Here is a 24,391-nt window from a genome sequence, read left to right as displayed (position 1 = left end):
TGCATTATGTTCTCAAGATCGCGCCGCATGTTTCTGCCTTCTTAATCAATGCTGCAATTGCAGCATCAACTTCTTCATCTGTTAAAGTTTTGTGAGTATCTTGCAATAACACCTTGAATGCAAGGCTCTTTTTACCTTCTGGCAAACCTTTGCCACGGTAAACGTCAAACACCTCGATGTTTGCAACGATACTTTGTTTTGCACTTGCAAAAGCTTGCTGCAACTCGGCCACCGATACCGCCTCATCCATCAGCAAAGCCAAGTCACGGCGTACAGCTTGGAATTTCGATACTGCACCAGCAGTCAATTTCTCAACCTGCGTTAGTGCCGCGACATCCAGCTCAAAAACCACCGGTGCATTTTGCAGGCTGTATTTTTGTACCCACTGTGGGTGCAACTCGCCCAGTACACCAATCACTTGACCATCGAGCACCACTTCAGCGCTACGGCCTGGGTGCAGCGCAGGATGGCTAGCACGGCGGAATTCAGCCACGCGTGGCGCCAGCAAAGCTTCGACGTCGGCTTTGACATCAAAGAAGTCAACGCGTTCCTTGCCTGCGCCCCATTGTTCAGCCACACGACCACCCCAAGCGAGGGCGGCGATTTTCTCAGGTTGTTGCTCGGCATTCAAGCCATTAAACACGCGCGCCACTTCAAACAGACGAACGCGGTCTTGTTTGCGGTTTTGATTGTGTTGCAATGCAGAAATTAAACCACCAAGCAGCGTTGAGCGCATCACGCTCATTTGGCTGGCAATCGGGTTAATCAGCTTGATTGGCGCGGTATTATTGGCAAAGTCGGCTTCCCATTGCGCTTCAACGAAGGCATAAGAAATCGCTTCTTGGTAATCACGACCAGCAATAATTTGCTTGAGCACATTTTTGCTACGCAAATTACCCTGTTGCGGCAACATTGCCATGCGGGCGTTCGACGCTTGCACTGGAATATTGTCGTAACCAAAAACGCGCGCCACTTCTTCGATCAAGTCTTCTTCGATCTCGATATCAAAGCGGTACGACGGTGGCGTTACAGTAATCACGTCGCCAGCCAGCTCACTATTCAGACCCAGACCTTGCAACAAAGCGACGATTTCAGACGCAGGCAAACTGATACCCAGCACTTTAGCAACGCGAGATACGCGCAAAGCGACAGGTTTACGCGCAGGTAGTTCTGCCAATGACTCAGTCACTAGACCAGCTTGACCGCCACAAATTTCGATAATCAAAGCTGTAGCGCGCTCCAGCGCTTCGCGCACGAAGCCGAAATCAACACCACGCTCGAAACGATGACTTGAATCAGACGAGAAGCCAAAGCGACGGCCTTTACCGGCGATCACGTTGGGCGCAAAGAAGGCTGATTCGAGGAAGATATCGGTGCAACCGGCTTCAACGCTGGATTCTGCGCCGCCCATAATGCCGGCCAATGCGACAGGCTTCACGTCATCAGCAATCACCAGCAAATCGTCGGTCAGTTCCAACTCTTTTTCGTTCAAGAGTTTGATCTTCTCGCCAGCTTTGGCAAAACGCACATTAATGTCGCCTTGCAATTTAGCCAGATCAAACGCGTGCATTGGTTGACCGAGTTCGAGCAAGACATAATTGGTTACGTCAACGATCGCTGAAATCGAACGCACACCACACCGCTCAAGACGCTGCTTCATCCAATCAGGGGTATTGGCCGCCTGATTAACACCAATAATGGCTCTACCGGCATACCGTGGGCAGGCATCACCAGCTTGCAAGTTGACTGCACGCGTTTGGCTGGCTGTAACGGCCACCGCAGGCGTTGCAACAACTTGTTGCTCGGTTTTGGTCAGCGCAGCAACTTCGCGTGCTAGACCGCGAATTGACAAGCAATCACAACGATTTGGCGTCAATTTCAACGTCATTAAGCGATCGTCGAGATTCAAATACTCACGAATCGGCATACCGACTGGCGCATCAGCCGGCAGAATCAACAGGCCGGAAGACTCTTCAGCCAAGCCAATTTCTTGCTCGGCGCACAACATGCCGAATGATTCAACACCGCGTACTTTGGCTTTCTTGATTTTAAAATCGCCCGGTAACACCGCACCAACGCGCGCGCAAGGCACTTTAATACCAACGGCAACGTTAGCTGCACCACACACGATTTGCAAAGGCTCAGCTTCGCCAACATTGACGCTACACACGTTTAAGCGATCTGCATCTGGGTGCTTAGTCACACTCAGCACTTCAGCGACATACACTTCAGTAAATTCAGGTGCAGCAGGATCGTTCTCTTCGACTTCGAGGCCGGCCATCGTCAACAAATGAGCCAACTCGTCAGAATTGATCGCAGGATTCACCCAGCTGCGCAACCACTGTTCAGAAAATTTCATTTTTACCAGCTCGGCTTATTTGAATTGAGACAAGAACGACAGATCGTTATCGAAAAACTGGCGCAAATCGTTCACGCCGTAATACAGCATTGCAAAACGATCTAGGCCAATCCCGAACGCAAAGCCAGTGTATTTCTCAGCGTCGATATTGACGTTTTTCAGCACGTTCGGGTGCACCATGCCGCAACCGCCGACTTCCATCCAGCCTTTCGACCATTTCACGTCGATCTCAGCCGATGGCTCGGTAAACGGGAAGAATGAAGGACGGAAACGCACTTCCAGATCATCACGCTCAAAGAAACGGCGCAGGAAGTCGACAATCACTGATTTCAAATCTGCGAACGAAACGTTCTCATCAACCCACAGACCTTCCATTTGGTGGAACATCGGCGAGTGCGTGGCATCCGAATCGACGCGGAATACGCGACCTGGCGCAACGATTTTGATCGGCGGCTCGTTGTTCAACATGTAGCGAACTTGAATCGGCGACGTGTGCGTGCGCAATACCAATGGCTCGCCGTCGTTTTCAACGTAAAACGTGTCTTGCATCGCGCGCGCAGGGTGATTCTTTGGAATATTCAGCGCTTCGAAATTATGAAAGTCGTTTTCGATCTCTGGGCCATCAGCCACCGCAAAACCCATGCTGGCAAATAGCGTTTCGATGCGCTGCTGCACCAAAGTCACAGGGTGCAAGCCGCCCTTCGCCGTACCACGGCCTGGCAAGCTGATATCCAACGCTTCAGCCGCCAATTGCGCCGCCAATTTTTGCGCCGCAATCGCGTCACGCTTGGCGTTCAGCGCAGCTTCGAATGCTTGTTTGGCTTGGTTGACCGTTGCGCCGAAAGATTTTTTCTCTTCCGGAGGCAAGCTAGCCAATTGCTTCATCAATTGAGTGATTTCGCCCTGTTTACCGACGTAATGGGCTTTGACATTTTCGAGTTCTACCGGATCATTGGTCGCAGCTAATGCGGCCAAACCGGCTTCAAGTAACGTTTGCACGTTCGCAACCATGGTTTTGCGCCCGATCTATATAAATGTGGAGGGAAATTGTTTCTGCAAAGCAACAGCGCAATTTAGATACAACATTGGCTTGTAGAAATAATCTCTTGGATTTTTTGAATAAAAAAGGGAGGCTAAGCCTCCCTTCTCATCAGCAGAACCGATTAGGCAGCGAGACTAGCTTTAGCTTTTTCAACAAAAGCAGCAAAAGCTGGTTTGTCAAATACAGCCAAGTCAGCCAACACTTTACGGTCAACCACGATGCCAGCCTTTTTCAGGCCGTTCATGAAGCGGCTGTACGCCAGACCGCACTCACGTGAAGCAGCGTTAATACGCGCGATCCACAATTGACGGAATTGACGTTTTTTCTGACGACGGTCACGGTACGCGTATTGACCGGCTTTCATCACCGCTTGTTTAGCGATGCGATAGACGTTCTTACGACGACCACGATAGCCCTTAGCAAGAGCTAAAACTTTTTTATGACGAGCACGAGCGGTTACACCACGTTTAACGCGAGGCATGATTCTTCTCCTTGGTTAAGCGTAAGGCAACATTGCACGAACGTGACCCATATTGGTCGCATCGACCATAGAGGTACCGCGCAATTGACGCTTGGTTTTAGTGGTTTTCTTGGTCAAGATGTGGCGTTTGAACGCATGGCTGCGTTTAACACCACCACCGCCAAGCACTTTGAAGCGCTTTTTCGCGCTGCTCTTGGTTTTCATCTTTGGCATTGCATTGCTCCGATGAGCTATTAGATCAGGCGACAGGCGTCTAATAAATTAGAACTTAATACCCGCCACCACGCTTTTGTTACGACTGTTAGCAACGTCTTGCAACGCGCCTTATACAGACACAGTCGTCAGTCTGTTATTTTTTCTTCGGTGCCAGCATCATGACCATTTGACGGCCTTCGAGCTTTGGATATTGCTCAACAGTCGCCAATTCAGCCAAGTCAGCTTCAACGCGTTTCAGTTGCGCCATACCAATTTCTTGGTGGGCCATTTCACGACCACGGAAACGCAAAGTGAATTTGCATTTATCGCCGTCGTTCAGGAAACGGATCGCGCCACGCAATTTAACTTGGTAGTCGTTTTCATCCGTCCCAGGACGCAACTTGATTTCTTTGACCTGTACCTGCTTTTGCTTGAGCTTGGCAGCGTGCTTCTTTTTGGCCTCTTCGTAACGGAATTTGCCGAAATCCATCAAACGGCAAACTGGTGGCTGTGCATTAGGCGCAATCTCAACGAGATCGACATCTGCATCTTCAGCCATTTGAAGAGCTTGATTCAGCGAAACAATACCGAGTTGATCGCCATCCACACCTTGTAAACGAATTTCGCGCGCGGTGATCTCACCATTGATCCGCGGGCCTTTGTCCTGAGCAGCTATTGTCATTACTCCAAGTCATTCAAAAACAAAACCGTGCATCGGCTAGCGTTAGGCTTGCGGCATTTCTGATTGAATCAACGCAATCAATGCGTCTACAGTCATCTGGCCCAAGTCTTCACCGCTGCGATTTCGCACGGCCACCAAGCCTGCATCACGTTCTTTATCGCCAATAATCAATTGATATGGCAAACGTTGCAAGCTATGTTCGCGGATTTTATAGGTTATTTTCTCATTTCTCAAGTCGGCAATTGCACGAAGGCCACTTTGATTGAGACGAGCGGTCACATTTTGGGCATATTCACGCTGAGATTCTGAGATATTCATCACGACCAACTGCACCGGAGCCAACCAGACCGGGAATGCACCCGCAAAGTTTTCGATCAAAATACCGATAAAGCGCTCGAGTGAACCCAACACCGCGCGGTGCAACATGATCGGGCGATGCTTGGCATTATCTTCGCCGACATACTCAGCGCCCAAACGCTCAGGCAAGTTTGGATCAATCTGCAAAGTACCACACTGCCACAGACGACCTAAGCAGTCTTTCAGCGTAAATTCGATTTTAGGGCCGTAGAAAGCCCCCTCGCCTGGCAGATATTCAAACTCTAAGCCTTTTGACTGCAGCGCAGAAGCCAAAGCAGCTTCCGCTTTGTCCCAGGCCTCTTCTGTACCCACACGTTTTTCAGGGCGCGTTGAGAGTTTGACTAGAATTTCGCTAAAGCCAAAGTCTGCATACACTTCTTTGAGCAAATCAATAAATGCTGCCGCTTCTTGCTGCACTTGATCTTCAGTACAGAAGATATGCGCATCGTCCTGTACAAAGCCACGCACGCGCATAATGCCGTGCAGAGAACCTGATGGCTCATTACGGTGGCATGAACCAAACTCAGCGTAGCGCAACGGCAAATCGCGGTAAGAGCGCAAGCCTTGGTTAAAGACTTGAATATGACCAGGGCAATTCATCGGTTTAACGGCGTAATCACGTTTTTCCGACTCAGTCGTGAACATATTGTCGTGATAGTTTTCCCAGTGGCCTGATTTTTCCCACAGGGTACGATCCATCACCATCGGCGTGCGAATTTCGTCGTAACCATGTTGATTGAGTTTGCGGCGCATATACTGTTCAATCGTTTGCCACAAAGTCCAACCTTTCGGATGCCAGAACACCATGCCCGGCGCTTCATCTTGCATATGGAACAGATCAAGTTGCTTACCGATTTTGCGGTGATCCCGCTTTTCGGCTTCTTCCAGCATATGTAGGTATTGCGCCAAGTCTTCTTTTTTAGCCCACGCAGTACCGTAAATACGCGTTAGCATTTCGTTTTTGCTATCGCCGCGCCAGTATGCACCAGCCACTTTCATCAACTTAAATACTTTCAGTTTGCCAGTTGAAGGAACGTGAGGGCCACGGCATAAGTCGGTAAAATCGCCTTCGCGATACAGACTAAGCGTTTGATCTGCAGGGATCGATTCGATGATTTCAGCCTTGTAAACTTCACCAATGCTCTTGAAATAAGCCACAGCGTCGTCACGCGACATTTCATAGCGCTCGACAGGAATATCTTGCTTGGCTAACTCCTGCATTTTTTTCTCAATCAACACTAAGTCATCTGGCGTGAATGGGCGCTCGTAGGAAAAATCGTAATAAAAGCCGTTTTCGATTGCAGGGCCAATGGTGACCTGCGCGGTCGGGAATAATTGCTTAACTGCATACGCCAACAAGTGCGCAGTAGAGTGACGGATAATCTCAAGACCATCGGCGTCTTTTTCAGTAATGATCGCCAAATTGACATCACGGTCGATCAAGTAACTGGTATCAACCAGTTGACCATCGATTTTGCCCGCCAACGCAGCACGCGCCAAACCGGCACCAATACTTGCGGCAACATCAGCAATCGTCACTGCTGCGTCAAATTGACGTTGCGAACCATCAGGAAGAGTAACTACTGGCATTGTTTTCGCCTTTACAAGTATCGGGAGCGCCGATGTCATCATTGAAACTGAACAAAAAAAAAGTGCGGGCTAAGCCGCACTTTTTAGAAACAAGACTGTGAACGGCTTAACCTAAAATAATCCAGGTTGTGGTGCTCGTTCGTTGCATGTCTTATTCCTCTATGTTGGTAGGCACGATTGGACTCGAACCAACGACCCCCACCATGTCAAGGTGGTGCTCTAACCAGCTGAGCTACGTGCCTAAAGAAGCGCAATCATAAACGGCTTACTGCGCTTTGGCAAGAATTTAGCTTGTGATGGCTAATTTTACAATCCGGGTTTGCGCCAGAAATATCGCCAGACAAAACCGGGCCACGCCAAGACGATAAACAAGGCCAACACACTCACATAAAACTGCCAGTTTTGTGAATGAATTGGGCTGACTTGCGCCTCGACCAAGCGAGCAATAAAACCAACAACGATAAAGTAAAAAGTGAGTTCAAATAAACGCCACAGGAAGTTTTTTTTCCCTGTTTTGGTTTCCCAAACAAACAAGATTTTCTCAGACAAGAATGGCAAATTGGCGGCCAAGGCCGCCAACGTACCAATTAATAGCAAATTTTGCATTTAATTAGGCTTAGTGAATAACGCCAGGAATAATCGAGCGCTGTACCGCATCGATCAGCACAGTCATCACCGTATTTGGCATTAAGCCCAATACCAGCAACAACAAGCAGTTGATCGACAGAATCACTTTGGCGTCAAAGCAAGCATTCAATGGTTCAGTCGTTTCTGCATCGTCAAAGTACATCACTTTAACGACACGCAGGTAATAGAATGCACCGATTAACGAGAACGCCACAGCGACAACGGCTAACCAAACCATACCCAGATTCACGATTTCTTTCAAAACAGATAGTTTTGCAAAGAAGCCCAAGAACACAGGGATACCCGCCATTGAGAACATTGTGAACAACATCATCAGCGCAAACCATGGGCTGCGTTGATTCAGACCTTTCAAGTCTACGATTTGTTCCGCTTCAAAACCTTGGCGTGACAATAGCATCAACACACCAAAACCTGCCGCGCCCATCAACAGATAGCTCATCACGTAGAAGAATGAAGCTGCGTAGCCATTTGGCGTTGCAACCAAAATCCCCAACAGCACAAAGCCCATGTGAGAAATGGTTGAATAACCAAACATACGCTTGATATTGGTTTGTGCAATCGCTGTGATATTACCCAAGGCAATCGACAACACTGCCAAGATCATCAGCATGCCACGCCAGTCGCCTGCGAAGCCTTCTAGCGCTTGCGCCAATACACGCAGCGTGAAAACAAACACGGCAATTTTTGGCGCAGTTGAAATCAACTGAGTCATTGGTGTTGGCGCGCCTTGATAAACGTCTGGCACCCACATGTGGAATGGAACAGCACCAAACTTAAAGCCAAGACCGGTTACAACAAACACCAAGCCAAACACCACCAGCAGGTTATTCGCCGTACCTTGCTGAATTGCTTTCGCAATCGCGAATACGTCCAAAGTACCTGTCGCGCCGTACAGCATAGACATACCGTAGAGCAACATACCTGACGCCAGAGCACCAAGTACGAAGTACTTCATCGCAGCTTCAGTAGAAGCAAATGAATCACGATTCAGCGCAACCATCGCGTAGATCGACAGCGACATCAATTCCAGACCCACGTACAGAGTCAGGAAGTTAACAGCAGATGCCATTACCATCATACCGAGCAATGAGAACATCGCCAGCGTGAAGAATTCACCACGGTATAAGCCGCGAGCCTTTGCGTAGCCTCGGCCGTAGATCAATACTAGGGCAACACCCAAGATCATTCCGAGTTTAGCGTAGTCAGACAAGGCATCAGCCAAGAATGAATTGCTAAAGCCCATGCGCGCTTGAGGTTCGTGTCCCGCAACAACCAGTGCAGCGGTTACACCCAAAGTGAGCAAGGTCAAAACATAGGTAATGCCACGTTTTGCATCACTGATAAATAAATCAATCAGCAGGATGGCACATACCGCACAGAGCAAGAAGATCTCTGGCGTTGCCACCCATGGATTAAGACTGGTCCAGGTCATGGTTCTAGCCTACTTTTATAGTCGATTATTAGTGGAGCTTGGTTTGTGAAACATGCCAAATCAGGTCGTTCACTGACTGGTGCATCACATCAGTAAATGGTTTCGGGAATAGACCCATACCCAATACTGCGATGGCTAAAATAGCCAATACCAAGAATTCACGTGCGTTGACATCTTTCAACTCAGCAACGTTGTCGTTCGCAACATCACCAAAAATCACGCGTTTGTACATCCACAATGTGTATGCCGCACCGAAGATCAGCGTAGTGGCTGCTGCAACGGCGTACCAGAAGTTCACCTGAACAGCACCCAAGATCACCATGAATTCACCAGCAAAACCTGATGTCGCTGGCAAACCAGAGTTCGCCATAGCAAACAACATCATGAAGGCAGCAAAGATTGGCATCTTGTTCGCAACACCACCGTAATCAGCGATTTTGCGGCTGTGTACACGGTCATACATCACACCGATACAGAAGAACATCGCGGCAGAAACAAAACCGTGAGAAATCATTTGAACCAAGGCGCCTTCTACAGCCCAAGCATTCAATTGGTTACCATCAGCACCACCGAACATAAAGAAGCCCAGTGTCACAAAACCCATGTGAGAAATTGATGAGTAAGCCACCAATTTTTTCATATCAGTTTGTACCAACGCCACCATACCGATGTATACGACTGCAACCAGCGACAATACAACGAATACCCAAGCATACTCACGAGAGGCATCTGGTGCGATTGGCAGAGCGAATCGCAAGAAACCGTAAGCACCGAGTTTCAGCGTAATCGCCGCCAACACCATAGAACCACCGGTCGGTGCTTCAACGTGCGCGTCTGGCAACCAAGTGTGAACTGGCCACATTGGTACTTTCACCGCGAAGGCAAAGAAGAACGCCACCAGCAACAAGGTTTGCGCCGCCATGCCCAAAGGCAGACGATGGTATTCAGCGATTTCGAAGCTGCCACCTGATTGGAAGTACAGGTAGATGAAGGCCACCAAAGTCAGCAATGAACCCATCAGCGTGTACAAGAAGAACTTCACTGACGCGTAAACGCGGTTTGGACCACCCCATACACCGATAATCAGGTACATCGGGATCAACATTGCTTCGAAGAATACGTAGAACAGAATCGCATCCAACGCAACAAAAGCACCATTGATCAAGCCTGACATAATCAAGAATGCAGCCATGTATTGCGCTACACGCTTTTCAATGACTTGCCAGCCAGCCAATACCACCATCAAGGTGGTAAAGCTGTTCAAGATCACAAAGAACATCGACAAGCCGTCAACGCCCAAGTGGTAGTTAATGTTTAGGCTTTGAATCCAAGGTTTCATTTCTTCAAATTGCATACCGCCATGAAGCGTTTCGAAACCTGTATACAAAGGGATCGTTACAAGGAAAGAGGCCAAAGCGCCCAGTAGCGCCAGCCAGCGCGCAGCAGTAGCGTTTTTATCGCTTCCTGTCGCGAGCACGATCACGCCTGCCAAAATTGGCATCCAGATCGCAAGGCTGAGGAGATTACCCGTCATAGTTAACCTACTTGTTAATAATTAAATCTGGCAATCAGTGAACCCACTGATTACTGCACTTGCAGTAACGAATTTGCTAACAATGTTAGTAACAACAACACACCAACAATCATTGCAAACGCGTAGTGATAGATGTAGCCGCTTTGGATGCGACGCGTTAGGTTAGAGAACAAACCAACCAATTTCGCCGTACCATTGACAACCAAACCATCAATCAGCAGGGTGTCACCCACTTTCCACAACACGGTACCCAATGCACGACCACCAGCGGCAAAGCCGTTGATGTACAAGTGATCCATGTAGTATTTCTCTTCCAGCAATTTTTTCACGCCAATCGAAGTGAAGAAGCGATCCAAAGCAGCTGGAATTTCTGGTTTAACCATGTAGAAGAAGTAAGCACTTGCTACACCGGCTACAGCCAACCAGAACGGCAGCGTTACAAACGCATGCATGCCCATGTGGTACCAGTCTTCAGCGTGCTCGCCTACCGCTTCCATTGCGCCGTGCAGTTCATGATTTACAAAAATCACGTCTTTGAAGAAATCACCCACCAACATATTGGTCATTGCAAACGCACCAATAAACACTGATGGAATCGCCAATAAGACTAACGGCAATGTAACAACCCATGGTGACTCGTGTGGCTTGTCATTCGGACCCAAACCGTGGTGGTGGTCATGATCATCATGCGCGTCGTGAGCATGGTGATGTTCTTTCTTCTGCATCCACTGCTCTTTACCGTGGAATACCAAGAAGTACATACGGAATGAGTAGAACGCAGTAACAAACACACCAGCAATTACGGCGAATTGCGCAAAACCAGCACCTGGCAATTTAGACGCTTCTACTGCCAAGATAATCGAATCTTTAGAGTAGAAACCAGACAGGAATGGCGTACCAATCAAGGCCAATGAGCCAAGCAACGACGTAATCCAAGTAATTGGCATGTATTTACGCAAGCCACCCATATTGCGGATGTCTTGATCGTGATGCATACCCATAATTACCGAACCAGCAGCAAGGAACAACAAAGCTTTAAAGAACGCGTGAGTCATCAAGTGGAATACTGCTACTGAGTACGCAGAAGCACCCAATGCAACAGTCATATAACCCAATTGCGACAAAGTAGAGTACGCAACCACACGTTTAATGTCGTTCTGGATAATGCCCAAGAAGCCCATAAACAGCGCAGTAATTGCGCCAATCACCAACACAAAGTTCAACGCAGTTTCTGACAACTCAAACATCGGTGACATACGAGATACCATGAAGATACCCGCTGTAACCATTGTTGCTGCGTGAATCAGTGCAGAAATTGGCGTTGGGCCTTCCATCGAATCTGGCAACCAAACGTGTAATGGGAATTGAGCAGATTTACCCATTGCACCAATAAACAGCAAGATGCACGTGACAGTCATCAAAGACCAAGTTGTACCTGGAATGATGCTGATCGTTGCGTGCTCAAGCTCTGGCAATTTTGCGAAAACTTCGGCGTAATCGAGTGTACCAAAGTGCGCCAGTACCAAGCCGATACCTAATAGGAAACCGAAGTCACCTACACGGTTAACCAAGAAGGCTTTCAAGTTCGCAAACGTCGCAGTTGGACGCTTGAACCAGAAACCGATCAACAGGTAAGACACTAAACCTACTGCTTCCCAGCCGAAGAACAGCTGAACAAAGTTGTTACTCATGACAAGCATCAACATTGAGAAGGTAAAGAGTGAGATGTAGCTAAAGAAACGTTGATAGCCTGGATCGTCATGCATATAGCCGATGGTGTATAAGTGCACCATCAACGATACAAAAGTAACCACGCACATCATCATGGCGGTCAGATTGTCGACCAAGAAGCCGACGTTCAGATCAACGCCATTAACGGTGAGCCAGGTATAAACCGTGCCATTGAATGATTCGCCACCACCGAGCAAATAATTCAGTACGTAAGCTGATAAGCCGAATGAAGCGGCAACCCCCGCGATGGTCACGCAGTGTGCTGCACGGCGGCCGATTAACCAGCCTAAAAGGCCGGAAATCAGCGCACCAAACAGCGGCGCAAGCGGGATCAGCAGATAAATCGATTTCATGTCCATTGGTATTCTTGTCCGATTTAATGTTGTCCGGTTTAACCCTTCAGACTATCCAGATCTTCAACGTTGATCGACCGTAGATTACGGAACAGAACAACCAAGATCGCCAAGCCGATCGCTGCTTCAGCAGCAGCTACGGTGAGGATAAAGAAGACGAAAATCTGACCCGCGGTGTCGCCCAAGAACTGCGAAAACGCGATGAAGTTCATGTTGACCGATAAAAGCATCAGCTCGATTGCCATTAGCAATACGATCAGGTTTTTACGGTTCATGAAAATGCCAAATACACTGACGGCAAACATAATGGCGCCAAGTACGAGGTAATGTGTAAGCGTTAGCACTGTCGTCCCCTATTATGCAGCAGGCTTATCTTCGCCAGCTGATGCATCATCAGCGACGAATTTAGGCTCTGACTTCATTTTCACCATGCGAACACGATCTTCACGCTTAATACGGATTTGATCACCCGGATTAATGTATTTCGTATTCTTGCGCTTACGCAGCGTCAAGGCGATTGCCGCTACCATACCCACCAGCAGCAAAACTGCTGACAATTGGAATGGCAAGAAATACTGGGTATAAATTAATTTACCCAACACTTCAGCAGAAGCAGTGTTAAAAGACGGCTCAACTACATTGTCGATCTTGGCAAAACGGTGCGTCAAAATCATCACCATCTCGGCCAACATGATCACTGCAACAGTGCCCGCCACTGGCAAGAACTTCCAGAAGCTCTTGCGCAATGCTTCAAAGTTGATATCGAGCATCATCACCACGAACAGGAACAGTACCATCACCGCCCCAACGTAAATCACAATCAACGATACCGCCAAGAATTCGGCCTTCATCAGCATCCAAAGTACGGCGCTATTAAAGAACGAAAGTACCAAGTACAGCACGGCGTGAACTGGGTTTTTTGCTGTGATCACACGGAACGCAGCGAATACCAGTACGGCGGCAAATACATAAAAAATCGCTAAACTCATATCCATAGCTCGGAACCCTTAGCGGTATTTAGCATCAGCGGCTTTACGCTCAGCGATTTCTTTTTCGTATTGATCACCCACTGCCAACAACATTGGCTTGGTGTAATACAAATCGCCACGTTTTTCACCGTGATATTCATAAATATGTGTTTCAACAATGGCATCAACTGGACAGGCTTCTTCGCAGAAACCACAGAAAATGCACTTTGTCAGGTCGATATCATAACGGCTAGTACGACGAGTTTTGTCGTCTTCACGCGCTTCTGATTCGATCGTAATCGCCATTGCTGGGCAAACTGCTTCACACAATTTACAAGCAATACAACGCTCTTCACCGTTGGCATAACGACGTTGCGCGTGCAGACCACGGAAACGTGGACTGTACGGCGTTTTTTCGTCCGGAAACTGCACGGTGATCTTGCGTTGGAAGAAGTGGCGGCCGGTCAACTTCAGGCCCAACACCAACTCCCACAGCAAGAAGGTTTTAAAGAAATACGAAATTTTTTCCACGGTCTCTGTCCTTTTCTTCTTACCAGATCGACCAAGGGGTCTGCATCCAAGCACCGACCACGATAATCCACACCAAGGTCACAGGGATGAAAATTTTCCAGCCCAGACGCATCAGTTGGTCGTAGCGATAACGTGGGAAAGTAGCGCGGAACCACAAGAAGCAGAACAGCAAGAATGCTACTTTCAATACCCACCACAGTGGGCTTGCAGCGCCGAGCACCGGGATTGACGCAGGGAACGGAGACAACCATCCGCCCAAGAACATCACCGATGCCATTGCCGAAATCAAGATCATATTGGCGTATTCGGCCAAGAAGAACAGCGCGAAACTCATACCTGAGTATTCAACCATGTGACCGGCAACGATCTCAGACTCACCTTCGGTTACGTCAAATGGTGCGCGGTTGGTTTCAGCCACACCAGCAATGAAGTAAACAACGAACAGTGGCAACAGAGGGATCAAGTTCCATGACAAGATCGAGCCGCCCATCATGCCAGACGCTTGCTGCTCAACGATTTTCGTCAAGTTCAAGCTGCCCGACACCATGATCACGCCAACGAGCGCAAAGCCCATCGCCAACTCGTACGAAATCACCTGAGCCGCTGCACGCATACCACCCAAGAAAGCGTATTTTGAGTTAGACGCCCAACCAGCCAAGATCACACCGTAAACACCCATTGAAGTAATGGCCATTACGTAGAGCAAGCCTACGTTAACATCTGCCAATACATAACCAGGGTAAAACGGTACAACCGCCCAAGCAGCAAGCGCAGGGACCAATACCATCACTGGCGCCAAGAAGAACAATTTCTTATCGGCTGCGCTTGGTGCGATGATCTCTTTGAGCAACAACTTCACGCCGTCAGCGATTGGCTGTAGCAAACCAAACGGTCCGACCCGGTTAGGGCCGATACGGATCTGCATATAACCAATTACTTTACGCTCAGCCAAAGTCAGGTAAGCAACCGCGCCCATAATTGGCGCAACGATCAGAACGATCTTCAGCAAAGTCCAAACTAGGAATGCCACTTGATGTGCAGTTTCTGCGCTCAAGTACCCAGCGAGGATGTTTTGTAGAAATTCCATTATCTACCCCCTTATCCTTTGAGTACTTCAACAGCACCCACCATCTCGCCCAAATCGCGAGTCAGCGGATGAGAAGTTGCAACACGAACTACGTCGTCAAGCAAACCAGCGTCAAGCTTCACAGTCAACTCAGCGCTACCCTGCCCTTGTTTAACAACGGCTTTGCCGCCATCAACAAGACCAAGCTTCGCGATGGTTGCTGCATTGAGGCGAACTGTAGTTGCCAAAGCCGCATCAGCAGTTGCTTGCAAGCTTGGAGCGCGACGAACAATTGCATCGCCTTGGTAAACAGGCACTTCACCCAAACGAACCAGCCCTTGAGCTGATTTCACAGAAACTGCGACAGCTGAAGTCAACGTGTTGTTCAAGCGAGCTGCGGTATCACCAGCCAGCGCTTCATCACGGATTTCTTCGGATGAGTTGTAGTGAAAGCCGTTAAAGCCCAAGACATTACCCAAGACACGGAATACTTTCCAAGCTGGACGCGTTTCACCCAATGGACGAACTACGCCGTTAAAGCTTTGTGCTTTACCTTCCATATTGACAAACGTACCTGACGTTTCAGTAAATGGAGAGATTGGCAGCAATACATCCGCGTAATCCATCGCACAGCTTTGGAACGCCGACATCACGACAACCATTTCCGCTTGTTTAGCCGCAGCCAACGCTTGCGCGCCGTTGTGTGCGTCGTATTCAGGTTCTACACCGACAAATACATAAGCTTTTTTAGCTGAAGCGAAGACGTTACCACCAACATCAGCGCCGATCAGTTCAGCACCAACGCTATTGGCAGCAACAGCAGGAACGCCCAGCTTAGCGCCAGTTAAGGCAGCCAATGCAGCAGCAGCAGCGTAGACTTCAGCGTAGCGTGCTGAAGTTTGAGCGATATTGCCCAACAACACAGCCGCTTTTGCTTTGCCTTCGAAGCTGTTTGCAATTGCACGTGCAGCATCGCTAACGACAACATTAGCCAAATCGATGCCAGCAGGAGCAGCAACTGATTTGAGCTCAACTACAGCTTTAACTACTTGCAGCAAGCCTTCGACCAATTGGTCAGGACGAACAATGACTTCGCCAGCCAATTTAGTCAGCAAGTCATCGCCATGCACATTCACCAATGACAAGGCCATGCCTTTCTTCACTGCTTGACGCAGACGCTGTGCCAGTAAAGGCTGTTCTTTACGAACCGTTGAGCCAACGATCAGAACTGCTTCGTTTTGCGACAATTCTTCCAGTGATTGGCCTAGCCATTTAGCGCCTTGCGTTTTCACTGAGAAGTCAGCATTGCGTGCAAATGCTTGTACCGCATCAACACCCAAGCCTGCCATCAATTTTCGCAGCGTGAACAACTCTTCCACTGTGCTGTTTGCAGAAGCAACCGCAGCAACACTGTCTTTGCCGTGTTCAGCAACAACCTGTTTCAGGCCATTCGCAACGTATTCGAGAGCAGTTTGCCAATCAGCTTCTTGCCAAACGCCACCTTGCTTAATCATCGGCTTGGTCAAACGTTCTTGGCTGTTCAAAGCTTCGTATGAGTAACGATCGCGGTCAGACAACCAGCATTCGTTAATCGCTTCGTTTTCCAGCGGCAATACGCGCATTACTTTGTTGTTCTTAACTTGAACGATCAAGTTAGAACCCAAGCCATCGTGCGCACCGACTGATTTACGACGCGACAACTCCCAAGTACGTGCGGTGTAGCGGAATGGCTTGCTGGTTAAAGCGCCAACCGGACACAGATCAATCACATTGCCAGAGATTTCAGAATTAACCGTTTTGCCAATGAATGGCATCACTTCGGTAAATTCGCCGCGGTTAGCCATACCCAACTCTTGGAAACCTGCGATTTCTTCAGTAAAGCGAACACAACGGCTGCAATGAATACAGCGTGTCATGTCAGTGGAAATCAGCGGGCCAAGGTCTTTATTGGCAACAACACGTTTTTCTTCAGTGTATACAGAGCCTGATTGGCCATAACCGACAGCCAAATCTTGCAACTGACATTCACCACCTTGATCGCAAATTGGGCAATCAAGTGGGTGGTTGATCAGCAGAAACTCCATAACCCCTTTCTGAGCGGTAACCGCTTGATCAGAGTGGGTAAATACTTTCATACCATCAGTAACAGGTGTGGCACAGGCCGGTAAAGGCTTAGGTGCTTTTTCAACCTGAACAAGGCACATACGGCAGTTTGCGGCAATTGAGAGTTTTTTGTGATAGCAAAAATGAGGGATATGCACACCAATTGAATTGGCTGCGTCCATCACAGTGCTACCACCAGGGACTGTCAATTTTTTACCGTCGATTTCGATTTCCAGCATGCTCGACTCGATTCAAAGGCAATAATTCAAAAGAAAACTCGACTAATACAGCGCGAAATTACAAACCTTTCGCTTTTTGTGCTTTATTGATCAAATCTTCGAATTCATGGCGGAAGTGTTTCAACATTCCACGCACAGGGAACACAGCAGCATCACCCAAGGCACAAATTGTGCGACCAGCGATATTGTCACCAACGCGTGACAACAAATCGAGGTCTTCTGAGCGACCTTCGCCTTTTGCGATGCGGTGCACTACACGATACAACCAGCCTGTTCCTTCACGACAAGGGGTACATTGACCACATGACTCTTCGTGATAGAAATACGATAAACGCTCCAGAGCGCTCACCATACAAACTGTTTCATCCATCACAATTACCGCACCAGAACCCAGCATTGAGCCGGCTTTAGCAATTGAGTCGTAATCCATCGTGCATTGCATCATCACATCAGCAGGCAATACTGGAGCAGAAGAGCCACCAGGGATCACTGCTTTAAGTTTTTTGCCGTCGCGCATACCGCCGCACATCTCTAACAACTCAGAGAATGGCGTGCCCAATGGAATTTCGTAGTTACCTGGACGATTAACATGACCAGAAACCGAGAACAATTTAGTACCGCCATTATTTGGCTTACCTAGTTCAAGGAATTTCTGGCCGCCTTCGCGAATAATGTAAGGTACTGAAGCAAAGGTTTCAGTGTTATTAATCGTGGTTGGCTTACCGTACAAACCGTAAGACGCAGGGAATGGAGGCTTAAAGCGCGGTTGGCCTTTTTTACCTTCCAATGATTCGAGCAGAGCCGTTTCTTCACCGCAAATGTAAGCACCATAACCATGGTGACCGTGCAGTTGGAAACAGAAATCTGAACCTAAAATATTGTCACCTAAGAAGCCAGCTGCGCGAGCTTCTTCAAGCGCTTCTTCGAAGCGTTGATATGCCTCAAAGACTTCACCGTGGATGTAGTTGTAACCTACGGTAATACCCATGGCGTATCCGCCAATAATCATGCCTTCGATCAAGGCATGAGGGTTGTAAACCATAATGTCTAGGTCTTTAAATGTACCTGGTTCACCTTCGTCGGTATTACAAACCAAGTACTTTTGCCCTGGAAAACTCCGGGGCATAAAAGACCATTTCAAACCTGTAGGGAAACCTGCACCGCCACGACCGCGCAAGCTCGATGTTTTCATCTCTGCGATGATGTCATCTTGGGTAATTTTGTCGTTGATGATCTTTTTCAGAGCCGCATAACCACCACGCTTTACATACTCTTCTAAGCGCCAGCAGTTTGGATCTTCAAAATTCACGCCTTCAAAAACGACGCCTTTTACATAGACGGTCATTATTCAAGCTCCGCCAGTTTTTTATCGATTGCTTCTGGCGTCATGTGATTACACATGCTGTGGTTATTAACCAGCATTACTGGTGCATAGCCACAGGCCCCCATACACTCACCTTCTTTGAGAGTGAATTTGCCGTCAGCGGTCGTTTCATTAAAATCGACACCCAACTTTTGCTTTAAATAGTCTGCAGTTGTATAGCCGCCAGACAAAGCACAGGGCAGATTAGTACACACAGTGAGCTTGTATTTACCTACAGGCTTCATGTCGTACATGTTGTAGAACGTCGCCACTTCGTACGCCATCATGGGCGCAATACCGAGGTAGTTAGCGATGAACTCAATCAATTCATTGGTCAAGTAACGTTTTTCAGTTTGCGCGATACGCAAAGCACCCATTACCGCTGAACGCGCTTGTTCAGAAGGGTATTTTGCAACTTCACGATCGATTAACGCTAAAGACTCAGCAGAAAGAAGATTGGTAGTTGTCATTAGCGGTCAATCTCCCCGAATACAATATCTTGCGTACCGATAATCGCCACAACGTCGGAAATCATATGGCCACGAGCCATTTCGTCGAGCGCAGAAAGATGTACATAGCCTGGCGCGCGAATTTTCAAACGATATGGTTTATTAGCACCATCAGAAATCATGTAGATACCAAACTCACCTTTCGGGTGCTCTACTGCGGCATATGCTTCGCCTTCTGGCACGTGCATACCTTCAGTGAACAATTTGAAATGGTGAATCAGCTCTTCCATGTTTTCCTTCATCGCCGTGCGAGAAGGTGGCGCCACTTTGTGATTATCAGTAATCACAGGACCTGGATTTGCTTTGAGCCAAGCAACACATTGCTTGATGATGCGATTTGATTGGCGCATTTCTTCAACGCGAACCAAATAACGATCGTAGCAATCGCCAGTTTTACCAACTGGAATATCAAAATCCAATTGATCATAAACTTCATAAGGCTGAGTTTTACGCAGATCCCACTCAACACCAGAACCGCGCAACATCGCACCAGTAAAGCCAATTGCTTTCGCGCGATCAGCATCAACCACACCGATACCGACAGTACGTTGCTTCCAGATACGGTTATCCGTTAACAGCGTTTCGTATTCGTCGATATACGTTGGGAAGCGGTTGGTGAAGTCTTCAATAAAGTCGAGCAAACTGCCTTGGCGGTTTTTGTTCAGATCTTTAATTGCAGCTGCATTACGTACTTTTGATGCTTGATACTGCGGCATTTCATCTGGCAGATCGCGATAAACACCACCTGGACGATAGTAAGCCGCGTGCATACGGGCGCCAGAAACGGCCTCGTAGCAATCCATCAAGTCTTCACGCTCACGGAAAGCGTACAAGAAGATTGTCATCGCGCCACAGTCCAGACCGTGTGCGCCAATCCACATCAAGTGATTCAATACACGTGTAATTTCATCGAACATCACACGAATATACTGAGCACGAATCGGCACTTCCAAACCGAGCAATTTTTCAATTGCCATGCAATAAGCATGCTCGTTTGACATCATCGATACGTAATCAAGACGATCCATGTATGGCAAAGATTGGATATAAGTTTTGTGCTCAGCTAATTTTTCAGTTGCACGATGCAATAAACCAATATGCGGGTCTGCACGCTCAACCACCTCGCCATCCAACTCCAACACCAAACGCAATACGCCGTGCGCTGCAGGGTGTTGTGGACCGAAGTTTAAGGTGTAATTACGGATTTCAGCAGCCACCGTAGTTCTCCTCGCGGATAATGCGCGGTGTAATTTCACGCGGATCGATGGTCACAGGCTGGTAAACGACACGCGCTTGCTCAGCGTCGTAGCGCATTTCAACATAACCAGACAATGGGAAATCTTTGCGGAATGGGTGACCAACAAAACCGTAGTCAGTCAAAATGCGGCGCAGATCAGGGTGACCTTGAAAAACGATACCAAAGAGGTCAAACGCCTCGCGCTCAAACCAGTTAATCGCTGGCCAAACATCAACTACAGAATTGAGCACTGGGAACGAATCATCTGCACAGAATACGCGCACACGTAGGCGAACATTGTGCTTGTAAGAGAGCAAATGGTAGACAACAGCAAAGCGCTGACCTTCCCAAATACCATCTTTATATTCGCTATAGTCAACACCACAGGCGTCAACCAATTGTTCAAAGTGCAAACTTGCAGCGTCGCGCAGCTGCAACGCAACTTCAGGCCATGCAGCAGCGGGCACTTCAATTGTTACTTCACCTAGCGCGTTTTTCAGCGAAGCAATTTTTGCTTCACCCAATACCGCACGTAGGCTTTCAATCAGTGTTTCTAGCTTATTTGCCATGGCTCACCTCAAGAACGCGCAATTGAGTTGGTACGCTTGATCTTGTTTTGCAACTGAATCAAACCGTACAACAGCGCTTCAGCCGTCGGAGGACAGCCCGGCACATAAATATCAATCGGAACAATACGATCACAGCCGCGCACGACTGAATATGAATAGTGGTAGTAACCACCACCATTCGCACAGGAACCCATTGAAATCGCCCAACGAGGCTCAGGCATCTGATCGTAAACTTTGCGCAACGCTGGCGCCATTTTGTTACAAAGCGTACCTGCAACAATCATCAAATCGGATTGACGTGGAGACGGGCGAAATACGATCCCGAAACGATCCAAGTCGTAACGCGCCGCACCTGCATGCATCATCTCCACCGCACAACAGGCCAAACCGAACGTCATTGGCCACAAAGAACCAGTGCGCGTCCAGTTAACAACTGCATCAACCGTTGTGGTGACAAACCCTTTCTCGAGACTTTGTGCTTCCATTTATCTCACTCCCACTCCAGCGCACCCTTCATCCATTCGTAGACGAAGCCGACCACCAGAATGGCCAGGAATATCATCATCGATACAAAGCCGAACAGACCCAATTCTTTGAGCACAACAGCCCAAGGAACCAAAAACGCGACTTCCAAATCGAACAGAATAAACAGAATCGCCACCAAGTAGTAACGCACATCAAACTGCATGCGCGCATCTTCGAATGCTTCAAAACCGCACTCATAAGGTGATAATTTTGCCGAATCTGGCCGAACCGTTCCCAAGACCTTACCGATCCCAGCACCGAGCAGCAGCGGCAATACACCGACCACTAAACCGACAACTAGAAAAAGCAGGATGGGGAAATAGTCTTGCAGCATGAAAATCCCCAGTTCAGAAGTAATACAAAAAGACAGAATAGCAGTTATTTATACTGCTTTTTTTATATAAATAGCTGAGCTACGTAACGCAGCTCAGCTAGATATTGATAGACGACTTGGTAAGTCGCCCGGACTCAAACCACCAACTGCGGTTTAGTCAGGAATCTTTTGTCCAGCAGGCTGAGATGCTGCTGCAGGTGCGGAAGCTGCTACACCTGACATGACACCTAAGTCATTTTTGTTGGTTTTTGGCGCAGTCAACAACACCAAAGCCATACAAGTTACAAAGAACACCGCCGCAGCAACAGCTGTAGAGCGGCTTAAAAAGTTAGCAGAACCCGAAGCGCCAAACACGCTACCAGCAGAGCCGCTACCAAACGCAGCGCCCATATCGGCGCCCTTACCGTGCTGCATCAACACCAAGACGATTACTGCCAAAGCAGAAATCACGTTAACGATCAACACTAAACTAGTAATAAAGTCCATTTTTTCCCATTCCTATGGCGGCGTGAATTGTACCAATCAGCGCGCTGCTTGGCAAATCCCAAGAAACTCAAATGCCGATAACGCCGCACCACCCACTAAGACGCCATCTACATGATCTACCGCCAAAATTTCAGCAGCATTACCTGATTTCACGCTGCCACCATAAAGCACTTTGACACGACTATCTAAGCGATCTTTGATTAGTGCATGCATCGGTGAAATTTGCGCACCCGAAGCAACAACACCACTTCCCACTGCCCACGACGGCTCATACGCCACAGCAAACAAGCCCATCGGCAAGCCGCGCAATACTTCCAATTGTGCAGCAACCACTTCTTCCGCCCGCCCTTGGCGACGCTCTTCAGCCGACTCACCCACGCAATACACGCCAAACAGACCAGCATCCAATGCCGAACGCAACTTCACGCCAGCCTGTTCCGTTGTCTCACCAAACAATCGGCGGCGTTCTGAATGGCCGATAATCACCATTTCACAACCCACGTCTGCCAACATACCGGACGAAACCTCACCAGTATACGGCCCAATATGGTACTGACTAACGTCTTGAGCCCCACACTGCACATGGGTATGCTGCAAAATCTGTTTCGCCAACATAATATAAGGGGCTGGAACACAAACCCCAACATTGGCAGCCAGCTTGGCTTGCGCGACCTCACCCAATACAGACTTAATCTGCCCGATACTGCCGTGCAATTTCCAATTGCCAATCACCATTTGCTTCGCCATGCAACACCTCTTTGGCAAACATAGAGCGCGATGGTAACAACCCCACGGAGTGACCGTCAAACCTTGTTTTTCCGCTCAGCCGATTCACACAGTAGATTTGTAATAATTCAGAAACATTACTCCACTAAGATGCGAGCTATCGAATCAACACACACATCCGCACTGGAGAATTTTTAGCATGACTTTAGCTCGTAAATTGATGGTTAGCGCTGGCTTAGTTGCTGGTCTCTTTACAAACGCAATGGCCGCTGACATTACCGGCGCGGGTGCAACCTTCCCGTATCCACTGTACGCAAAATGGGCTGAGCAATATAAAGCCAAAACTGGTAACGGCTTGAACTACCAATCCATCGGTTCTGGCGGTGGTATCAAACAAATTCAAGCCAAAACTGTTGATTTTGGCGCGTCCGATATGCCGTTGAAAGTAGAAGAATTGGACAAAGCTGGCTTAGTACAATTTCCAACCGTCGTTGGCGGCGTTGTGCCAGTTGTTAATATTCCCGGTGTCGCAGCTGGCCAATTGAAATTAACCCCGCAAACTTTAGCTGACATTTACTTAGGCAAAATCAAACGCTGGAACGACCCAGCTTTGGCTGCAGCCAACGCGGGTGTTAAATTACCAGACCAAGCAATTACAGTAGTACGTCGCTCTGACGGCTCAGGCACCACTTTCGTTTTCGCCGACTACTTATCGAAAGTCTCTCCTGAATGGAAAGCAAAAGTGGGCGCGAACACATCTGTTCAATGGCCAACGGGTGTAGGCGGCAAAGGCAATGAAGGCGTTGCTAACTACGTACAGCGCATCAAAGGCTCAATCGGTTATGTTGAGTTTGCTTATGCCAAGCAAAACAAACTGACTCATACCCAATTGCAAAATAAAGAAGGTGCGTTTGTTCAGCCAACTGAAGCATCATTTATTGCTTCTCAAGCGGGTGCCGATTGGAAATCAGCACCAGGCATGTACCTCATTACCACGAATGCGGCAGGCAAAGGTTCATGGCCAATTGCCAACCCAACATTTATCTTGATGCACAAAAAACAAGATAAACCTGCCCAAGCCGCTGAAGTGTTGAAATTCTTTGATTGGGCCTACGGTGCTGATGCAGACAAAACCGCACTGGAACTGGACTACATCCCTATGCCAGACAGCGTAGTGAATATGATCAAAGCCAACTGGAAGACTCAAATTAGTGATGGCAGCAAGCCAATTTGGAAATAATTAGCTTACAATTTGCAGACTTGTCTGTGAATGAAACACCCAATCGCTCCATTTGAGTGGTTGGGTGTTTGTTTGTGTTGAAGGTTTGGAG

At 48.2% G+C, this 24,391-nt stretch carries 24 protein-coding genes and 1 tRNA gene; 1 reads left to right on the top strand and 24 read right to left on the bottom strand.

Annotated elements, in window-relative coordinates:
• Nucleotides 1–4: 4 nt before the first annotated feature.
• The 24 genes from pheT to tpiA form a co-directional block, all read right to left on the bottom strand.
• Nucleotides 5–2,359: a phenylalanine--tRNA ligase subunit beta gene (pheT, locus tag NT239_13015; protein ID XGA70680.1), complete on the bottom strand. Its 2,355-nt coding sequence runs from the start codon at nucleotides 2,357–2,359 to the stop codon at nucleotides 5–7.
• 15 nt (nucleotides 2,360–2,374) lie between these two features.
• Complete coding sequence (pheS, locus tag NT239_13010; GenBank protein ID XGA70679.1) at nucleotides 2,375–3,370, bottom strand: phenylalanine--tRNA ligase subunit alpha; 996 nt, start codon at nucleotides 3,368–3,370, stop codon at nucleotides 2,375–2,377.
• Between the two features lie 152 nt (nucleotides 3,371–3,522).
• Nucleotides 3,523–3,882 carry a 50S ribosomal protein L20 gene (gene rplT, locus NT239_13005; GenBank protein XGA70678.1) on the bottom strand — a complete coding sequence of 120 codons (360 nt, stop codon included), beginning with the start codon at nucleotides 3,880–3,882 and terminating at the stop codon, nucleotides 3,523–3,525.
• A gap of 15 nt (nucleotides 3,883–3,897) precedes the next feature.
• Complete coding sequence (gene rpmI / locus NT239_13000) at nucleotides 3,898–4,095, bottom strand: 50S ribosomal protein L35 (GenBank protein ID XGA70677.1); 198 nt, start codon at nucleotides 4,093–4,095, stop codon at nucleotides 3,898–3,900.
• Nucleotides 4,096–4,231: 136 nt separating this feature from the next.
• Nucleotides 4,232–4,759: a translation initiation factor IF-3 gene (gene infC, locus NT239_12995; GenBank protein ID XGA70676.1), complete on the bottom strand. Its 528-nt coding sequence runs from the start codon at nucleotides 4,757–4,759 to the stop codon at nucleotides 4,232–4,234.
• Nucleotides 4,760–4,801: 42 nt separating this feature from the next.
• Entirely contained in the window at nucleotides 4,802–6,706 is a 1,905-nt protein-coding gene (gene thrS / locus NT239_12990; protein XGA70675.1) for a threonine--tRNA ligase, read from the bottom strand.
• 165 nt (nucleotides 6,707–6,871) lie between these two features.
• Nucleotides 6,872–6,948: transfer RNA gene (locus NT239_12985), tRNA-Val, on the bottom strand.
• Nucleotides 6,949–7,012: 64 nt separating this feature from the next.
• Nucleotides 7,013–7,312 (bottom strand): DUF2818 family protein, encoded by a 300-nt coding sequence (locus NT239_12980; GenBank protein XGA70674.1) that lies wholly within the window; start codon nucleotides 7,310–7,312, stop codon nucleotides 7,013–7,015.
• 10 nt (nucleotides 7,313–7,322) lie between these two features.
• A complete protein-coding gene (gene nuoN, locus NT239_12975) occupies nucleotides 7,323–8,786 on the bottom strand; it encodes an NADH-quinone oxidoreductase subunit NuoN (GenBank protein ID XGA70673.1) in 1,464 nt (487 codons plus the stop codon).
• A gap of 28 nt (nucleotides 8,787–8,814) precedes the next feature.
• Nucleotides 8,815–10,320 carry an NADH-quinone oxidoreductase subunit M gene (locus NT239_12970; GenBank protein ID XGA70672.1) on the bottom strand — a complete coding sequence of 502 codons (1,506 nt, stop codon included), beginning with the start codon at nucleotides 10,318–10,320 and terminating at the stop codon, nucleotides 8,815–8,817.
• A gap of 50 nt (nucleotides 10,321–10,370) precedes the next feature.
• Nucleotides 10,371–12,410: an NADH-quinone oxidoreductase subunit L gene (gene nuoL / locus NT239_12965; protein ID XGA70671.1), complete on the bottom strand. Its 2,040-nt coding sequence runs from the start codon at nucleotides 12,408–12,410 to the stop codon at nucleotides 10,371–10,373.
• Between the two features lie 32 nt (nucleotides 12,411–12,442).
• On the bottom strand, nucleotides 12,443–12,748 hold the full coding sequence (gene nuoK, locus NT239_12960; GenBank protein ID XGA70670.1) for an NADH-quinone oxidoreductase subunit NuoK: 306 nt from the start codon (nucleotides 12,746–12,748) through the stop codon (nucleotides 12,443–12,445).
• A gap of 12 nt (nucleotides 12,749–12,760) precedes the next feature.
• Nucleotides 12,761–13,399, bottom strand: a complete 639-nt coding sequence (locus NT239_12955) for an NADH-quinone oxidoreductase subunit J (GenBank protein ID XGA70669.1) — start codon at nucleotides 13,397–13,399, stop codon at nucleotides 12,761–12,763.
• Nucleotides 13,400–13,411: 12 nt separating this feature from the next.
• Nucleotides 13,412–13,903 carry an NADH-quinone oxidoreductase subunit NuoI gene (gene nuoI, locus NT239_12950; protein ID XGA70668.1) on the bottom strand — a complete coding sequence of 164 codons (492 nt, stop codon included), beginning with the start codon at nucleotides 13,901–13,903 and terminating at the stop codon, nucleotides 13,412–13,414.
• A 19-nt stretch (nucleotides 13,904–13,922) separates the two neighbouring features.
• The gene (gene nuoH / locus NT239_12945) at nucleotides 13,923–14,990 is read right to left on the bottom strand and encodes an NADH-quinone oxidoreductase subunit NuoH (protein XGA70667.1); all 1,068 of its coding nucleotides are present in this window, start codon (nucleotides 14,988–14,990) and stop codon (nucleotides 13,923–13,925) included.
• A gap of 11 nt (nucleotides 14,991–15,001) precedes the next feature.
• Nucleotides 15,002–17,311 carry an NADH-quinone oxidoreductase subunit NuoG gene (gene nuoG / locus NT239_12940; GenBank protein XGA70666.1) on the bottom strand — a complete coding sequence of 770 codons (2,310 nt, stop codon included), beginning with the start codon at nucleotides 17,309–17,311 and terminating at the stop codon, nucleotides 15,002–15,004.
• A 58-nt stretch (nucleotides 17,312–17,369) separates the two neighbouring features.
• Nucleotides 17,370–18,656 carry an NADH-quinone oxidoreductase subunit NuoF gene (nuoF, locus tag NT239_12935; GenBank protein XGA70665.1) on the bottom strand — a complete coding sequence of 429 codons (1,287 nt, stop codon included), beginning with the start codon at nucleotides 18,654–18,656 and terminating at the stop codon, nucleotides 17,370–17,372.
• Entirely contained in the window at nucleotides 18,656–19,144 is a 489-nt protein-coding gene (gene nuoE / locus NT239_12930; GenBank protein XGA70664.1) for an NADH-quinone oxidoreductase subunit NuoE, read from the bottom strand. The genes nuoF and nuoE overlap by 1 nt, the downstream gene beginning before the upstream one ends.
• On the bottom strand, nucleotides 19,144–20,400 hold the full coding sequence (locus tag NT239_12925) for an NADH-quinone oxidoreductase subunit D (GenBank protein XGA70663.1): 1,257 nt from the start codon (nucleotides 20,398–20,400) through the stop codon (nucleotides 19,144–19,146). The genes nuoE and NT239_12925 overlap by 1 nt, the downstream gene beginning before the upstream one ends.
• Nucleotides 20,390–20,989, bottom strand: a complete 600-nt coding sequence (locus NT239_12920) for an NADH-quinone oxidoreductase subunit C (protein XGA70662.1) — start codon at nucleotides 20,987–20,989, stop codon at nucleotides 20,390–20,392. Before NT239_12920 ends, NT239_12925 begins: the two co-directional genes overlap by 11 nt.
• Before the next feature lie 8 nt (nucleotides 20,990–20,997).
• Complete coding sequence (locus tag NT239_12915; GenBank protein ID XGA70661.1) at nucleotides 20,998–21,474, bottom strand: NADH-quinone oxidoreductase subunit B; 477 nt, start codon at nucleotides 21,472–21,474, stop codon at nucleotides 20,998–21,000.
• A gap of 5 nt (nucleotides 21,475–21,479) precedes the next feature.
• The gene (gene ndhC, locus NT239_12910) at nucleotides 21,480–21,848 is read right to left on the bottom strand and encodes an NADH-quinone oxidoreductase subunit A (GenBank protein ID XGA70660.1); all 369 of its coding nucleotides are present in this window, start codon (nucleotides 21,846–21,848) and stop codon (nucleotides 21,480–21,482) included.
• 153 nt (nucleotides 21,849–22,001) lie between these two features.
• Nucleotides 22,002–22,334 (bottom strand): preprotein translocase subunit SecG, encoded by a 333-nt coding sequence (secG, locus tag NT239_12905; protein XGA70659.1) that lies wholly within the window; start codon nucleotides 22,332–22,334, stop codon nucleotides 22,002–22,004.
• 36 nt (nucleotides 22,335–22,370) lie between these two features.
• Nucleotides 22,371–23,081, bottom strand: a complete 711-nt coding sequence (tpiA, locus tag NT239_12900) for a triose-phosphate isomerase (GenBank protein ID XGA70658.1) — start codon at nucleotides 23,079–23,081, stop codon at nucleotides 22,371–22,373.
• 178 nt (nucleotides 23,082–23,259) lie between these two features.
• Between tpiA and pstS the strand changes: the two genes are divergently transcribed.
• Nucleotides 23,260–24,300: a phosphate ABC transporter substrate-binding protein PstS gene (gene pstS, locus NT239_12895; GenBank protein XGA70657.1), complete on the top strand. Its 1,041-nt coding sequence runs from the start codon at nucleotides 23,260–23,262 to the stop codon at nucleotides 24,298–24,300.
• The last annotated feature ends 91 nt before the right edge of the window (nucleotides 24,301–24,391 follow it).

The organism is Chitinibacter sp. SCUT-21, assembly GCA_041874755.1.
Classification (GTDB): domain Bacteria; phylum Pseudomonadota; class Gammaproteobacteria; order Burkholderiales; family Chitinibacteraceae; genus Chitinibacter.
This window is presented reverse-complemented; position numbering and strand designations above follow the sequence as displayed.

Bases quoted from the DNA above. Each gene is read 5' to 3' on its own strand.
- pheT (XGA70680.1), bottom strand. From the start codon at position 2,359: ATGAAATTTTCTGAACAGTGGTTGCGCAGCTGGGTGAATCCTGCGATC.
- pheS (XGA70679.1), bottom strand. From the start codon at position 3,370: ATGGTTGCGAACGTGCAAACGTTACTTGAAGCCGGTTTGGCCGCATTA.
- rplT (XGA70678.1), bottom strand. From the start codon at position 3,882: ATGCCTCGCGTTAAACGTGGTGTAACCGCTCGTGCTCGTCATAAAAAA.
- rpmI (XGA70677.1), bottom strand. From the start codon at position 4,095: ATGCCAAAGATGAAAACCAAGAGCAGCGCGAAAAAGCGCTTCAAAGTG.
- infC (XGA70676.1), bottom strand. From the start codon at position 4,759: ATGACAATAGCTGCTCAGGACAAAGGCCCGCGGATCAATGGTGAGATC.
- thrS (XGA70675.1), bottom strand. From the start codon at position 6,706: ATGCCAGTAGTTACTCTTCCTGATGGTTCGCAACGTCAATTTGACGCA.
- NT239_12980 (XGA70674.1), bottom strand. From the start codon at position 7,312: ATGCAAAATTTGCTATTAATTGGTACGTTGGCGGCCTTGGCCGCCAAT.
- nuoN (XGA70673.1), bottom strand. From the start codon at position 8,786: ATGACCTGGACCAGTCTTAATCCATGGGTGGCAACGCCAGAGATCTTC.
- NT239_12970 (XGA70672.1), bottom strand. From the start codon at position 10,320: ATGACGGGTAATCTCCTCAGCCTTGCGATCTGGATGCCAATTTTGGCA.
- nuoL (XGA70671.1), bottom strand. From the start codon at position 12,410: ATGGACATGAAATCGATTTATCTGCTGATCCCGCTTGCGCCGCTGTTT.
- NT239_12955 (XGA70669.1), bottom strand. From the start codon at position 13,399: ATGGATATGAGTTTAGCGATTTTTTATGTATTTGCCGCCGTACTGGTA.
- nuoH (XGA70667.1), bottom strand. From the start codon at position 14,990: ATGGAATTTCTACAAAACATCCTCGCTGGGTACTTGAGCGCAGAAACT.
- nuoG (XGA70666.1), bottom strand. From the start codon at position 17,311: ATGCTGGAAATCGAAATCGACGGTAAAAAATTGACAGTCCCTGGTGGT.
- nuoF (XGA70665.1), bottom strand. From the start codon at position 18,656: ATGACCGTCTATGTAAAAGGCGTCGTTTTTGAAGGCGTGAATTTTGAA.
- nuoE (XGA70664.1), bottom strand. From the start codon at position 19,144: ATGACAACTACCAATCTTCTTTCTGCTGAGTCTTTAGCGTTAATCGAT.
- NT239_12920 (XGA70662.1), bottom strand. From the start codon at position 20,989: ATGGCAAATAAGCTAGAAACACTGATTGAAAGCCTACGTGCGGTATTG.
- NT239_12915 (XGA70661.1), bottom strand. From the start codon at position 21,474: ATGGAAGCACAAAGTCTCGAGAAAGGGTTTGTCACCACAACGGTTGAT.
- ndhC (XGA70660.1), bottom strand. From the start codon at position 21,848: ATGCTGCAAGACTATTTCCCCATCCTGCTTTTTCTAGTTGTCGGTTTA.
- secG (XGA70659.1), bottom strand. From the start codon at position 22,334: ATGGACTTTATTACTAGTTTAGTGTTGATCGTTAACGTGATTTCTGCT.
- tpiA (XGA70658.1), bottom strand. From the start codon at position 23,081: ATGGCGAAGCAAATGGTGATTGGCAATTGGAAATTGCACGGCAGTATC.
- pstS (XGA70657.1), top strand. From the start codon at position 23,260: ATGACTTTAGCTCGTAAATTGATGGTTAGCGCTGGCTTAGTTGCTGGT.